Here is a 13,986-nt window from a genome sequence, read left to right as displayed (position 1 = left end):
GCGCCCTCGTTCCCTCCGGCGCAAAGTTTCATTGACTAATGCGTCAGTCAATTATATAGGAGCTGCCGTTGAGAGCAAGAGGTCTATTATGAGAACCATTCAGGTCGCCGCAGCGATCGTATGCGCCATCGGTCTCGGGTCATGCAGTGATGACAGCCGACCGGCCGGACCAACCCCGCGGCAGGTCGGTGTTGTCGTCGCCAAGCCTGAGCCGCTGGTCCAGGGCGGTGCGATCACGGGAGAAGTCCGCGCCCGCGTTCAGACCGATCTGTCCTTCCGCGTCAGCGGCAAGATCGTCGAACGGCTGGTGGAAATCGGGCAGTCCGTGAAGGCGGGTCAGCTTTTGGCCCGCATCGATCCGGAAGAGCAGAAGGCCGATCTGGACGTGGCGGCGGCCAATCTTCAGTCGGCGCAAGCGCAGCAGACCCAGGCGCAGCTGGCATTCGATCGCCAGCAGAGCCTGTTTCGAACGCAGGTGACGACCCGCGCTGCGCTCGATCAGGCGCAGGAGGCGCTTCTGACGGCCCGGGCATCGACGAAGTCGGCGCAGGCGCTTTTCGAAACCGCCCAGGACACCCTGTCCTACACCGAGCTGAAGGCGGACGTCGACGGGGTGATCACCGCCCGCAATGCCGAGGTCGGGCAGGTGGCGCAGGCCGCTCAGGTCGTCTTCACCCTTGCTCATGACGGCGACCGGGACGCCGTCTTCGAGGTGGTCGAAAGCGCCTTCCTGCGCCCGATCGCAGGCGACGGGACCGTGGCCCTCCTTTCGGACCCGACGCAAAAGATCACGGCGAAGGTTCGCGAGATTTCGCCGACGATCGATTCCTCCACCGGCACCATCAAGGTCAAGGTCGCGATCTCGAGCGACGCTCCCATTCCGCTGGGCGCTCCCGTCGTCGGAAGATTCAACTACGTCTCCCAGGACGTCATCCAGCTTCCCTGGTCGGCAATGACCGCCAAGGACGGCAAGCCAGCCGTCTGGATAGCCGATCCCGCATCGTCAGAGGTCTCTGTGCGGGCCGTCGATGTCACCGGCTACGAGACCGGCAGCTTTATCGTGAAATCGGGCGTGTCGGCAGGAGAGGTCGTGGTGACTGAAGGAACAAAGTTCCTCAGGCCCGGTGAAATCGTTTCTTATGTCAAGGAAGCTTCCAAGTGAGTATTCGTCCCAAGATAGTCGCACTAATGATGGGTACGGCCCTGATCTCCTCCTGCACGCGGCAAGAGGATAACAACGAAGAAGCGCCGCGTCCCGTGCTGTCGATGACAGTCACGCAGACGCCTGCCACCAGTCTCAGCCTGACCGGTACAGTCGAGCCGACGATCGAGACCGAGCTCGGCTTTAGGATTCTCGGGCGGATGATCGCCCGCAACGTCAATGTCGGAGATGTCGTCAAGAAGGGCGATGTCGTCGCAGCCATCGATCCGCTGGCGCTGGAGCTTGCCGTGCGCAGCTCCCAGTCCGATGTGGAAAACAGCGACGCCCAGTTGAGGAACGCGGTGACCACCGAGCAGCGCCAGCGCGCGCTGGTGGAATCGCGCTCCGGTACCGAAGCCTCGCTCGAAGAGGCCGAGCTGGCGAGACGATCGGCCTCGGCCGCGGTCGCCAAGGCGCAGGCCAATCTCGACAAGGCCAATGAGCAGCTCGGCTATGCGCAGCTTCGCGCGGAATTCGACGGAGTGGTGACGGCGGCCTCGGCCGAGGTCGGGCAGGTGGTATCAGCCGGCCAGACGGTCGTGACCATCGCGCGGCCGAACAAGCGCGACGCCGTGGTCGACGTGCCGCAGGGCACTGCCCAGAAACTGAAGATCGGCGCGCCCTTCGAAGTGACGCTGCAGCTCGATCCTGCAATTCGTGCGTCAGGGGTCGTGCGCGAGATCGCGCCGGAGGCGGACGCCTCCACTCGCACGAGCCGAACGAAGATCGCGCTTACCGATCCGCCGGAGGCCTTCAGGCTCGGTGCCGTTATATCAGCCTCGGCCACCATTGCCGCCGATCCGGAGATCGTGCTGCCGTCTTCGGCAATCCTTGCCGGCGCCGAGGGCCCGAGCGTCTGGATCGTCGACGTGCCCGGCAAGAAGGTATCGCTGCGCCGCGTGAAGATTGACGGCGACGTCGTCGGAGGCGGCAGCGTCCGCATCGCAGAGGGGCTTGCCCCCGGAGACAGGGTGGCCGTGGCAGGCGTGCATAAACTTGAAGATGGCCAGGCCATCAGGATCGACCAGGAGATCAGCCAGTGAAGTCCTTCAACCTTTCCGACTGGGCGCTCAAACACCGTTCGCTCGTCTGGTACTTCATGATCGTCTTCATTCTCGCCGGCGCCTTCTCCTATTTGAACCTCGGCCGCGAGGAAGACCCGAACTTCACGATCAAGACAATGGTGATTACGGCGCAGTGGCCCGGCGCTTCCGCCGAAGAGATAACGCGGCAGGTGACGGACAGGATCGAAAAGAAGCTTCAGGAATTGGAGTCGCTTGACTACACCAAGAGTGAGACCGTCGCTGGCCAGACGACCGTCTTCGTCGAACTGCTGCCGACCACCAAGGCTGGGGATGTCGCGCCGACCTGGCTGCGCATCCGCAACATGATCGCCGACATTAAGGGAGATTTTCCGAGCGGTGTCGTCGGACCTTTCTTCAACGATCGCTTCGGCGACGTGTTCGGAAACATCTACGCCTTCACGAGCGATGGGCTGACCCAGCGGCAGCTTCGCGACCTCGTGGAAAACGCCCGCTCCGAGGTTCTGACCGTGCCCAATGTCGGCAAGGTCGATGTGGTCGGCGCTCAGGATGAAGCGATTTACCTCGAATTCTCCACGCGCCAGATCGCAGCACTCGGCATCGACCAGCAGTCGGTGATCAGCACCCTGCAGGCGCAGAACGCCGTTACCCAGTCCGGCTTTGTCGATGCCGGGCCGGAGCGTATCGCCTTGCGGGTGAGCGGACAGTTCACCTCCGAGGAAAGCCTGCGGTCGATCAACCTTCGGATCAACGACCGCTTCTTTCCGCTGACCGACGTCGCCACGATCAAGCGCGGTTATGTCGATCCGCCGTCGGCGCTGTTCCGCTTCAATGGCGAACCGGCGATCGGACTTGCGATCGGCATGAAGCAGGGCGCCAATCTGCTGGAGTTCGGCGAGGCGCTGGACGCGCAGATGAAACGTATCGTTGCCGATCTTCCGATCGGCGTCGATGTCCACCGCGTTTCCGATCAGCCGGCCGTCGTCGACGAAGCGGTTTCGGGCTTCACCCGCGCGCTCTTCGAAGCGATCGCTATCGTGCTTGTCATCAGTTTCATCAGCCTCGGCTTGCGCGCCGGCATGGTGGTGGCGATTTCCATCCCTCTTGTGCTCGCCATCACCTTCGTGGTGATGGAATATTCCGGCATCTCGCTGCAGCGTATTTCGCTCGGCGCGCTCATCATTGCGCTCGGACTGCTCGTCGACGACGCCATGATTGCCGTAGAGATGATGGTGGCCCGTCTGGAAGCGGGCGACGATCTCAAGAAAGCCGCCACTTACGTCTATACATCGACGGCTTTTCCGATGCTGACGGGAACGCTCGTCACCGTCGCGGGCTTCATTCCCGTTGGTCTCAACAACAGCGCCGCAGGCGAATTCACTTTCACGCTTTTCGTGGTCATCGCGGTTTCGCTGGTTGTCTCCTGGATCGTGGCGGTGCTGTTCACGCCGCTTCTCGGCGTCACCATCCTGCCGAAGACCATGAAGTCGCATCACGAGAAGAAGGGCCGCTTCGCCTCCTTCTTCTCCTGGCTTCTGGGGCTGGCGATGGGCTGGCGCTGGATCACCATCGCGCTCACCGTCGCCGTGTTCGGCCTCTCGGTCGTCGGCATGGGGCTGGTGCAGCAGCAGTTCTTCCCGAACTCGGACAGGACCGAGCTCGTCGTCGACTGGAACCTGCCGCACAACAGCTCGATCGCCGAGACCAACAGGCAGATGGCCAAGTTCGAAAAGGAGATGCTGGCCGGCAACAAGGACATCGATCACTGGACCACTTATGTCGGCCAGGGCGCGCCGCGCTTCATCCTCTCCTTCGATGTGCAGACGCCTGATGTCTCGTTCGGACAGACGGTGATCGTCACCAAGGGGCTTGACGTGCGCGACAAGGTGCGGGCGGACCTGCAGGGCTATCTGACGAAAACCTTTCCCGGCACCGACGCCTTCGTCAAGCTCCTCGATATCGGCCCTCCGGTGGGCAAGCCGGTCCAGTACCGGGTCAGCGGCCCCGATATCCAAAAGATGCGTGACATCTCCCAGCAATTTGCCGGCATCGTCGGTACGCATCCGCTTCTCGCCAACATGGTCCTGGACTGGAACGAGCCCTCCCGCGTCGTCAAGGTCGATGTGCTGCAGGACAAGGCGCGCCAACTCGGCGTCTCCTCCGAGGATATCGCCACCGCCCTTAACGGCATCGTCGAAGGCTCGACGGCGACGCAGATCCGCGACGACATCTACCTGGTCAATGTCATCGGGCGGGCCAGGGCATCGGAGCGCGGTTCCATCCAGACGCTGCAGAACCTTCAACTTTCCACCTCCAACGGCAAGGTCGTGCCGCTCTCAGCCGTCGCCAATTTCCGCTACGAGCTCGAGCAACCGACGATCTGGCGTCGCGACCGGCAGCCCACCATCACGCTCAAGGCAGCCGTTATCGGCTCGACGCAGCCGGCCACGATCGTCGACCAGTTGAAGCCGAAGGTGGAAGAATTCCAGAAGAGCCTGCCCGTGGGATACAAGGTGGAAATCGGCGGCGCGGTCGAATCCAGCGCCGAGGCGCAAGGGCCGATCGCGGCGGTCGCTCCGATGATGCTGTTCGTAATGGCGACGATCCTGATGATCCAGCTGCAGAGCTTCAGCCGCCTGTTCCTGGTCTTTGCGGTGGCTCCGACGGCTCTAATCGGTGTGGTTGCGGCGCTGTTGCTGAGCCATGCGCCGATGGGCTTCGTCGCCATCCTCGGCGTGCTGGCGCTGATCGGCATCCTGATCCGCAACTCCGTCATCCTCGTCGTGCAGATAGAGCATCTGCGCGCCGAAGGTGTCCCGGCCTGGCAGGCCGTCATCGAGGCGACCGAACATCGCATGCGGCCGATCATGCTGACGGCAGCGGCCGCCACCCTCGCGCTGATCCCGATCTCGCGCGAGATATTCTGGGGACCGATGGCTTACGCCATGATGGGCGGCATCGTCGTCGGAACCGCGCTCACCCTGCTGTTCCTGCCGGCGCTCTACGTCGCGTGGTTCAGGATCCCGAGGGATGAAGGCGCCCAGGCCGGTGCCGCGGCAGAGGCGTGAGGAAGCTAGTGGCTATTTCATGCCGCCGTGGCTGCAACACGGACTGGAACGCAATGCGTGGGATGGCACAAGCGATTGCCATCCCACGCGGGAGCAGGAATCGCACTCCGAGTGACGACATGGGCAAAACCACACTCGTGACCGCCAGCGACCTTTGGAAGAATGGATCGATGGCGGAGCGGCATTCCCGAGAGGTGTCGAAGGGAACTCCTGCTGGTCCGCCGAGCATCGCTGCGGCCATCACCGTTGGCATCGCCCTGGCGATGCTTGGCGGCTGCGCCACGCGGCCATCGCCGGATGTCCTGCAACCCGTGCATCTCGATAAGCCCGTTTCGCTGAACAAGCAGGTTCATGGCGAGAAGGCCCCGGATCGGGTGAGGGTCCTCGCCGCCACGAATCGAACCCCCGACAGAGTGCGCGGCGGTTTCGGCAGCGCATGGGCCGAGACGCTCACCTATGAGGAGTATGAGTTTTCGGTTCCTCCCGACCGAAAGGATACCGCGATCACCTATCCGACCGCGACGCCGGATCCCGAGCGGCAATTTGCGGTCATCGAGCGCGAGCAACTGCCGAAGGATGCCTTCGTGCAACAGGCGCTCGGTTCCGTGCAGGCCGACGGCACCGTTGGCATCTTCGTGCATGGCTACAACTACAGTTACCAGGAGGCGCTTTACCGCACCGCGCAGATCGCCGCGGATGCGAATATACCGGGTGCCCCGATTCTGTTCTCCTGGCCTTCGGCCGCGGCGGTCGCCGGCTATGTCGCCGACCGCGATGCGGCCCTGTCTTCGCGCACCGAACTCGCCTCGCTCGTCACGTCGCTCTCGGCTTCGGGCAAGGTGAAGCGTATTGTCCTTTTCGGACACAGCATGGGCGGGTTTCTGGTCATGGAAACGGTGCGCCAGCTCAAGCTGCAGCATCGCGACGATGTCATCGGCAAACTGGCGGTGTTGCTTGCCGCCCCCGACATCGATGTCGACGTTTTCCGCGCCCAGCTGAAGGACGTCGGGCGGATGCCGATCCCGATATCGCTTCTCGTTTCGAAGGACGACCGGGCGCTCGCGGCCTCGAGTTTCATCGCCGGAGAGCGGCCGCGCGTCGGGCGCCTTGATATCGACGATCCCGTCGTCGAGGAGGCTGCCGTGAGGGAAAGGCTTCGGGTCATCGACATCACGTCGATCCAAGCGTCCGACGGGCTGGGGCACGACCGCTACGCATCGCTCGCCAGGTTCGGCGCGCAGCTCGCCTCCTTCGAGAGCGGCAGGCGTTCGACCGCTGGTGACGTCGGCGCTTACGTCTTCGACGCCGCAGGTGCCGCGGTTGCAAGCCCGTTTCGCCTGGCTGGGCGTGTCGTCGGCTCACAGTGAACGCTTTCGCCAAGGACCGATCCGGCTCCGGCGATGGCTAATTCTCAGGCATCGCCAAGAGATGTGCATAATATGACTATTAAATGGTCAGATGCACAAAGGAGGAGCAGACTTCCGGCTGTGGTCGATTTGACCTCAGGGATATGGGAGGGCATTCATGAGCATTCGAAATCCGTCTCCCTCGTTGTACAACGAGGATCTTGCACCCGCCGAGGAGCCTAAATGGGGTGCATTCAGTATCTTTAACGTCTGGACATCCGACGTTCACAGCCTGTGGGGCTATTATCTGGCGGCGAGCCTGTTCCTGCTGTGCGGCAGCTTCGTCAATTTCGTCATCGCTATCGGCATCGGATCGCTGGTCATTTTCGTGTTGATGAGCTTGGTCGGCAATGCCGGCGTGCGCACCGGCGTACCTTTTCCGGTGCTGGCGCGCGCCTCCTTCGGCACATTCGGGGCGAATGTTCCGGCCCTTGTCCGGGCCGTGGTCGCCTGCTTCTGGTACGGGGCGCAGACCGCCGCTGCATCCGGCGCCATCGTCGCCTTGCTGATCCGCAACGACAGCCTGCTCGCCTTTCATCAGAACAGCCATATGCTCGGCCACTCGACCCTCGAACTCATCTGCTATGTGATCGTCTGGGCGCTGCAGCTGCTGATCATTCAGCGGGGGATGGAAACGGTTCGCAAGTTCCAGGATTGGGCCGGTCCGGCCGTCTGGATCATGATGCTGATCCTTGCGGTCTATCTGGTCGTCAAATCAGGCACCTTCTCCTTCGGTGCCGAAATTCCGCGCGACGTGCTGATCGAAAAGACCAAGGATGCCGGCGTGCCGGGCGAGCCAGGCTCGGTCGCAGCGCTTGCCGCCGTGTCCGCCACCTGGATCACCTATTTCGCGGCGCTCTACCTGAACTTCTGCGATTTCTCGCGTTACGCAACGAATGAAAAGGCGCTCAGGAAAGGCAATCTTTGGGGGCTGCCGATCAATCTCCTGGCATTCTGCCTCGTCGCAGGTGTGACGACCACCGCCGCCTTCACCGTCTACGGGGAGGTCCTGCTGCATCCGGAAATGATATCGGCGAAATTCGAAAGCTGGTTCCTGGCGCTGCTTGCGGCGCTGACATTTGCGATCGCAACGCTCGGCATTAACGTCGTGGCGAATTTCGTGTCGCCGGCCTTCGACTTCGCCAATGTCTTCCCACGCCAGATCAACTTCAAACGCGGGGGATATATCGCCGCAATGATCGCTCTCGTGCTTTACCCGTTTGCCCCCTGGGAGACAGGTGCGGCGCATTTCGTCAATTTCATCGGATCGACCATGGGACCGATCTTCGGCGTCATGATGGTGGACTACTATCTCATCCGCAAGAGCCAGCTGAACGTCGAGGCGCTTTACCATGAGAATGGCGAGTTCCGCTTCCAGAACGGATGGCACGGCAATGCCTTCATCGCATTCGCGGTCGGCGCGCTTTTCTCCTCGATCCTGCCGACCTTCACCAGCATCCTGCCGGATTGGTGGGGTACCTATGGCTGGTTCTTCGGCGTCGGAATCGGCGGGGCGATCTATTTCGTGCTGAGAATGGGCGCGCGGCGCAATCCAGCCTTCGCGTCATGACAAACGAAGGGCGCCCGGCATTGCCGCGCGCCCTTTATCGACTCCTGTTGCCGATAGTTCAGCGGCGTGCGGCAACCGCATGCACCGTTGCGCGGGCCATTGGTTGTTCCATTGTTCTAGCGGTGGAGCGAAGGGCTGAGGATTGGCTAGATGCGGCGTCGTCGAGCCTGAACTGGCTGATGAGTTCGCGCAGCGTCTGGGCCTGCTGGGCTAGCGAATCGGAGGCAGCGGTCGATTGTTCCACCATGGCCGCGTTCTGTTGCGTGGTCTGATCCATGCGATTGACGGCGACGTTGACTTCGCTGAGGCCGACCGACTGCTCTTTCGCCGAGGTGGCGATCGAATCCATATGGTGATTGATCTGGCTGATGAAGCCACCAATGGTCTTCAGGGCCTGGCCGGTGTCGCGCACAAGCTTGACACCGCTTTCCACCTCTTTCGACGAGTTCTGGATAAGACCCTTGATCTCCTTGGCAGCCGTTGCGGAACGCTGCGCAAGTTCGCGCACCTCCTGGGCGACGACGGCAAAGCCCTTGCCGGCCTCGCCGGCTCTTGCCGCTTCCACGCCGGCATTCAGCGCGAGAAGATTGGTCTGGAATGCAATTTCATCGATGACACTGATGATGTTGGAAATCTGCTGAGACGAGGTTTCGATCCGCCCCATTGCCTCCTCGGCGTGGGACACGACCTCGGCGGAGATCCCGGCGCTGCGATTTGCCTCGGTGGCGACCGTGCGCGTCTCCTCGGTTCGCTTGCTGGAGTTCGACACATTCGCCGTGATCTCTTCCAGCGCAGCCGCGGTTTCTTCGAGCGACGCTGCCTGCTCCTCCGTGCGTTTTGAAAGATCGCCCGCACCTGAGGAGATCTCCCGCGAGCCTTCGTCGATCGTGCCGATGCTTTCGGAAATCGCTCGAAGCGTTGTGCCAAGCTGCGTGACAGACTGGTTGAAGTCACGGCGCAGCGCCTCGAAGTCGGGTGCGAAGGCCTCGTTGAGCTGGAAGGCCAGGTCGCCTGCGGCCAACCGCTTTAGACCGGCGGCGAGGCCCGAGGTGGCGATGCGTAGCCGCTCCGAGGCGTCGGCTTCGGCCTGCCTCTGTGCGGCAACGCGGTCGGTCTCCGCTCTATTGCGATTCTCCTCGGCTTCCATCGCCATCCGCTTGTTGGTGATCGCGGCCTGGCGGAAGATTTCGACCGCCTCCGCCATCGACCCGATTTCGTCGGCGCGGTCGGCGAACGGGATCTCCGAACCGGTGTCCCCGTCGGCCAGCCGTCGCATCGAAGCGGTGATGCCGGTAATCGGATTGGCGATGCTCTTCAGCACGAAGGCGACAGCGCCGAGAACGAGCAATCCGGCAACACCGATCGTTGCAAGCAGGTAGAATTCTATGGAGGCGAAGGTCTCCTTGCTGAGGTCGGCAGCCTTCTTGCTGCCACTGACGTTCAACTCGACCAGGGCCGCTGTGGCTTCCTTGAGCTTGTCCGAATAGGAGCGCATCTCCCCGCCGAGATATTTCCCGGCTTCTTCGGTCTTGTTGGCGCGGGAAAGATCAAGCAACTGCGCGCTACTGGCGATGTAGCCTTCGACGCTTTCCTCGATCGTCTTGATCAACTCGCGCTCGTGGTCGGATGAAGCCAGAGGAAGGTAGGCGTCCGCCGATTTGCGAATCGCATCCTCGGCGACCTTGATGGCCTCTTCGCGTGTTTTCTTTTCCGCCTCCGTCTGCGCAATGATGTGATCGCGGTAAACGAGGCGCAAATTCGTCATGGCGAGATTGATCGCCTGGGAAGCCTGTACGCTCGGCAACCAATTACTGGCAATCTCTTCCGTCGATCCGTTCGTCTTCCGAAGACCATCGACCGCGAGATAGGCGACAAGGCCGAAAAGAAGAGCTATGACACTGAAAATCAACAGCAAACTTGATTTGATGTTTGGGCGGCGCATTGAAAGTCCTCGATCGAACTTCCGGCTTCTGACCGGACTGGATGAGGAGTTTCTAACAAAAACAATTTAACGATTTGCTCAATATGTAAAACGCCGTTTACCACCTTTTTGGAAAGCCTATGTCGCTTTTGCGCTCAGGGGGCTGTCTACGCACGCCACTACGCTCTCAACTGGCTGATCGGCTACATGGATCAGGACTGGGACGATATTTCCACGGATACGTGATTGCACGCGCCTTGCCACGATGAAGGCGCTGGGTCAGCCCTCCACATCGAGGCAGATGCATGTTTTACGAAATAGCATTATGATGGGCTGACCGCCTGACCGGCAGACGGATGGCTGCGGATATGTGATCCGTGCGGGAGTGGAGGACGGCAGGATTTGGAACAGCTGAAGAATCTGGACAGCATTTCCCCGCGGGCCGGCAGCGGTTCGACATCGCCGCCCTATGAACGTCCCGGCGTCGTGGCTGCTGCCGTTTACCAGCATGGGCAACGCATTCGCGACATCAGGATAGAAGAGGCCGGTGAATGGCGAGGCCGGGAGAATGCCGTCGTCTGGATCGGCCTGCACGAGCCGGATGAAGTGCTGCTGCACCAGGTCCAGGCCGAGTTCAATCTCCATGCCTTGGCGATCGAGGACGCGGCACAGCCCCACCAGCGACCGAAGCTGGAGACCTATGGGGACGCAATGTTCATCGTTGCCCGGACCGCCCATATGAAGGATGACGAAATCGTCTTCGGCGAAACGCATTTGTTCGTCGGTCGCGGTTATGTCGTCTCGGTCCGCCACGGGGACTCGTCCTCGTACCTGGCGGTGCGGCAGCGGTGCGAGGCGACGCCGACGGCGCTGGCCCACGGCGAGAATTATATTCTTTATTCCATCCTGGATTTCATCGTCGACAACTACATGCCGGTGATCGAGGTCGTGCAGGAGGAGGTCGAAAAACTTGAAGATCTGGTGCTGCGCGAACAGCTGGCAAAGTCCGACATCGAACGGCTTTACCTCTTACGCCGCAAGCTTCTGCGGCTGCGCAATGCCGTGGTGCCGCTCGTCGACGTCTGCCGGCGATATGAGCATGTCGATCTTCCCGGCATGGATCCGACGCTGCAATCGCTGTTTCGCGATGTGACCGATCATGTGCGCCGGGTCCAGGAGGATATCGACGCGCTGCGCGAGGTGCTGGCCTTCGCCTTCGAGGCCAGTGTGATGATCGGCCAGACGGAGCAGACGGCGATTGCCCGCAAGCTTGCCGCCTGGGCGGCGATCCTCGCCGTTCCCACCGCGATCGCCGGTATCTACGGCATGAATTTCAGCGATATGCCGGAACTGAAATTCCAGTATGGCTATTTCTTCGTGCTGGGTGTCATTGCCGTCTTGTGTCTGGGTCTGTTCGGTTTTTTCCGCCGAAGGAAGTGGCTGTAATTGCCAGAGGCGCGTCACCGCAGCGCGCGCAGCAGCCGATCTCGATGTTTGCTGATGTAGTCGATGTCGTTTAGATACAGCCGATCGTCTCCTGCGGCCACGTCCTCCACGAAGGTCTCGTCTCCGGCCGAGGCCCTTGTTTGCATGAAATTCACGAGCGCCTGAAGCCGCCTGCAGATCGTCTCCGGCAGCTGGCGCCGCTCTTCTGCCGTCGTGCCGTAAGCCATGCAGAAGATTACCGTCCGCCGCAGCTGCTCATCAAGGCCTGATATCACGCCGGGATTGGAAGGATCGGACAAGGGCCCCCAGCGGTAAACAGCATAGGCCAGATCCCATAGGCGCGGCGCGGGATGGGCGGCGTCGAAATCGATGACCCCGACAGCCTCATGTTCTGCGGTTGCGACATTGTAAGGCGCATAATCTCCGTGGCAGACGATCTCGCGCGGTTCCTGCGGCGGCAGCATCCATGTCTGGACCTCGCCATCCCTTGCCAGAAACCCTTGAGACGCCGAGTGAAAATCGTGCAGAAGCCTGGCCGCGGAAATCAGCATGGTCTCTGATCCGACAAATGGGTCACGCAAGTCTTCGCAGACGCGCCCGGAGACGTAGCTGACGATCTCCTGGCCTTCCCCTGTGATGTCGATCGGCACCGGCGCTCCCAGAAAGTCTCTGGTCCTGAGATGGCGCAAAAACCGATGAACCGTCGGCGTCCATACGCCTGATGGTCTGATGACGGTGTTGCCGTCACGCCAGATCTGCCCGGCTCGCCCGCCCTCCAATGGTTTCACGTCATGGTCTCCTGCATGCTATCCCCTATGCGTGATTCCGTTTTTCGATATGGGCCTGAACCGTGGCGCCAAGATTTGTCTCGTGGCAGTTCCGGTAGAATGTCACCGTATCCAAAGGCATCCCGTCGGGAATGATGACGAAATCTTCAAGCCGGAAGTCGCTTGAGCGGCTGAGTTGTCCATCCGCCAGTTGGTTTTCGCTCAACCCATCGACACGATCGGCCAAGGCTTCGAAATAGACGAGGTTCGCATTCACCGTTGAAGGTGAAGACGTCTGGCCATGCGCGGGGATGACCAGTCTCGCATCGAGGTCACGGATACGCTCCAGCGAGGAACGGATCAGGCGAAGGTCTTCGGCACTTTTGCTCCAGACTTCGGGAATGGGGTATTCCACCGCATCGACCGCCAGGCAGATGCGAAGTTCGGGGATCCATACGGCGATATGGTCGGGCGTGTGCCCGGGCGTATGGATCAGTTCGAGCGTGAGATCGCCGCCGTTGAGAACCATCGAGCCGGAGAAGGTGATATCGGGACCGATGAGCTCGACATTCCGAAATCTCGATTCCTGACTGGCCTTGTCTCTGAGGATCTGCTGCGCGGAGGGATCACGCAAGCGGTCGAGCGCCGCGGCATGCGCTATGATGGGAGCGCGGCCCGCAATGGCGGCATTTCCCCAGAAATGATCCCAATCCATGTGCGAGTTGATGACCATCAGCGGGCGAGCTGCAGCCTTCTCTTCAAGCAGATCCAGCGCCATTCGGCATAGCTCGGGCGTCCCGAGCGTATCGATCAGGACGTTGAACCTCTCGGTCCGGACAAACACGCCATCGACTTCGTCGCCCGCTCGAACGATCACGATCCGGTCGTCAAGTTCGGGATAGGAGCACAGTTCTACCGATACATCCACGTCTGGTTGTCTCTATTGCAATCGAAGTGTTTTCATTCAGTACATCAAATCTTGCTCAGGTGCCCGCCCTTAAGGATGGTGCGACTTCCGCTCTACGGGAACATGCCCATCCCAAGTTTTCATCACGGTGTTCGGCACCGCGGCTGCGCAAATCACCATGACGCTGGGTTTCGAACGGCCGAGGCTCGTCGGCGTCCATTGTGTTTGGAGCGGGACCGCGCATCGAGGAACCAGCACCTTGGCGTTGGGCTCCAACGCTTGCCATTGCTCGCTCCCCTTGGCGTTCTCACCCGAGATGAAACGCCTGGCCTCCTCGCGGATCTCAAACAGGCCGTGCTTGTGAGGAGTCGAACGATCGGTATCGATGCTCCAGGAGGCGAGGGACGAGACGCACGCTGCAAGCGTTGCAGTGACGAGTATCGTTCGAAACACCGATGCGCCGTCAACAGCCAAATGGGTACCCTCCTGGGAGAGGCGAGACTACCCAAAAGCGGCATGAATCCTCAAGCACTCTCTGCATCATTGAGCGCCGTTGATGAGCGAACGTCGGTGCGATCGGTGATCGTCGCGCATCGCGAATTGGCGGTTTCGGTGGAACAACCACCGCCAAGGGAAGTTTGCATGGAAAGCAACTCG

The 13,986-nt window shown here is 61.1% G+C and carries 10 protein-coding genes and 1 pseudogene; 7 read left to right on the top strand and 4 right to left on the bottom strand.

The features are described 5' to 3' along the window. Positions 1 to 88 precede the first annotated feature (88 nt). The 5 genes from HJB89_RS06970 to HJB89_RS06950 all read left to right on the top strand — a co-directional run bounded on the left by HJB89_RS06970 (position 89) and on the right by HJB89_RS06950 (position 8,288). A complete protein-coding gene (locus tag HJB89_RS06970; protein WP_207584686.1) occupies positions 89 to 1,162 on the top strand; it encodes an efflux RND transporter periplasmic adaptor subunit in 1,074 nt (357 codons plus the stop codon). Further along, a complete protein-coding gene (locus HJB89_RS06965) occupies positions 1,159 to 2,244 on the top strand; it encodes an efflux RND transporter periplasmic adaptor subunit (protein ID WP_221149372.1) in 1,086 nt (361 codons plus the stop codon). The genes HJB89_RS06970 and HJB89_RS06965 overlap by 4 nt, the downstream gene beginning before the upstream one ends. Further along, positions 2,241 to 5,312 (top strand): efflux RND transporter permease subunit, encoded by a 3,072-nt coding sequence (locus HJB89_RS06960; protein ID WP_221149370.1) that lies wholly within the window; start codon positions 2,241 to 2,243, stop codon positions 5,310 to 5,312. Before HJB89_RS06965 ends, HJB89_RS06960 begins: the two co-directional genes overlap by 4 nt. Before the next feature lie 263 nt (positions 5,313 to 5,575). Then, complete coding sequence (locus HJB89_RS06955) at positions 5,576 to 6,679, top strand: alpha/beta hydrolase (RefSeq protein ID WP_259671987.1); 1,104 nt, start codon at positions 5,576 to 5,578, stop codon at positions 6,677 to 6,679. 157 nt (positions 6,680 to 6,836) lie between these two features. Beyond that, on the top strand, positions 6,837 to 8,288 hold the full coding sequence (locus tag HJB89_RS06950) for an NCS1 family nucleobase:cation symporter-1 (protein ID WP_221149368.1): 1,452 nt from the start codon (positions 6,837 to 6,839) through the stop codon (positions 8,286 to 8,288). Between the two features lie 58 nt (positions 8,289 to 8,346). Here HJB89_RS06950 and HJB89_RS06945 read toward each other — a convergent pair whose 3' ends face one another. Further along, positions 8,347 to 10,230 (bottom strand): methyl-accepting chemotaxis protein, encoded by a 1,884-nt coding sequence (locus tag HJB89_RS06945; protein WP_207584690.1) that lies wholly within the window; start codon positions 10,228 to 10,230, stop codon positions 8,347 to 8,349. Positions 10,231 to 10,365: 135 nt separating this feature from the next. On the opposite strand from HJB89_RS06945, the pseudogene HJB89_RS06940 reads away from it, so the two are divergent. Further along, positions 10,366 to 10,455: pseudogene (locus tag HJB89_RS06940) on the top strand (DUF4272 domain-containing protein); the annotation flags it as partial. A 156-nt stretch (positions 10,456 to 10,611) separates the two neighbouring features. Next, positions 10,612 to 11,655, top strand: coding sequence for a magnesium and cobalt transport protein CorA (locus HJB89_RS06935; protein WP_207584691.1), 1,044 nt, complete (start codon positions 10,612 to 10,614; stop codon positions 11,653 to 11,655). 14 nt (positions 11,656 to 11,669) lie between these two features. Here the strand turns inward: HJB89_RS06935 and HJB89_RS06930 are convergent, their stop codons facing one another. The 3 genes from HJB89_RS06930 to HJB89_RS06920 form a co-directional block, all read right to left on the bottom strand. Beyond that, entirely contained in the window at positions 11,670 to 12,443 is a 774-nt protein-coding gene (locus tag HJB89_RS06930) for an aminoglycoside phosphotransferase family protein (protein ID WP_221149366.1), read from the bottom strand. Between the two features lie 25 nt (positions 12,444 to 12,468). Beyond that, on the bottom strand, positions 12,469 to 13,350 hold the full coding sequence (locus HJB89_RS06925) for an MBL fold metallo-hydrolase (protein WP_207584693.1): 882 nt from the start codon (positions 13,348 to 13,350) through the stop codon (positions 12,469 to 12,471). 69 nt (positions 13,351 to 13,419) lie between these two features. Next, positions 13,420 to 13,782 (bottom strand): hypothetical protein, encoded by a 363-nt coding sequence (locus tag HJB89_RS06920; RefSeq protein WP_221149443.1) that lies wholly within the window; start codon positions 13,780 to 13,782, stop codon positions 13,420 to 13,422. Between the last annotated feature and the right edge of the window lie 204 nt (positions 13,783 to 13,986).

It is taken from the genome of Rhizobium sp. NZLR8, assembly GCF_019685025.1.
Lineage (GTDB): Bacteria > Pseudomonadota > Alphaproteobacteria > Rhizobiales > Rhizobiaceae > Rhizobium.
The sequence above is the reverse complement of the archived record's forward strand: the minus strand, read 5'-3'. Positions and strand labels throughout refer to the sequence as shown.

Coding starts and splice junctions, on each gene's coding strand:
- HJB89_RS06970 (WP_207584686.1), top strand. CDS start 89: ATGAGAACCATTCAGGTCGCCGCAGCGATCGTATGCGCCATCGGTCTC.
- HJB89_RS06955 (WP_259671987.1), top strand. CDS start 5,576: ATGCTTGGCGGCTGCGCCACGCGGCCATCGCCGGATGTCCTGCAACCC.
- HJB89_RS06950 (WP_221149368.1), top strand. CDS start 6,837: ATGAGCATTCGAAATCCGTCTCCCTCGTTGTACAACGAGGATCTTGCA.
- HJB89_RS06945 (WP_207584690.1), bottom strand. CDS start 10,230: ATGCGCCGCCCAAACATCAAATCAAGTTTGCTGTTGATTTTCAGTGTC.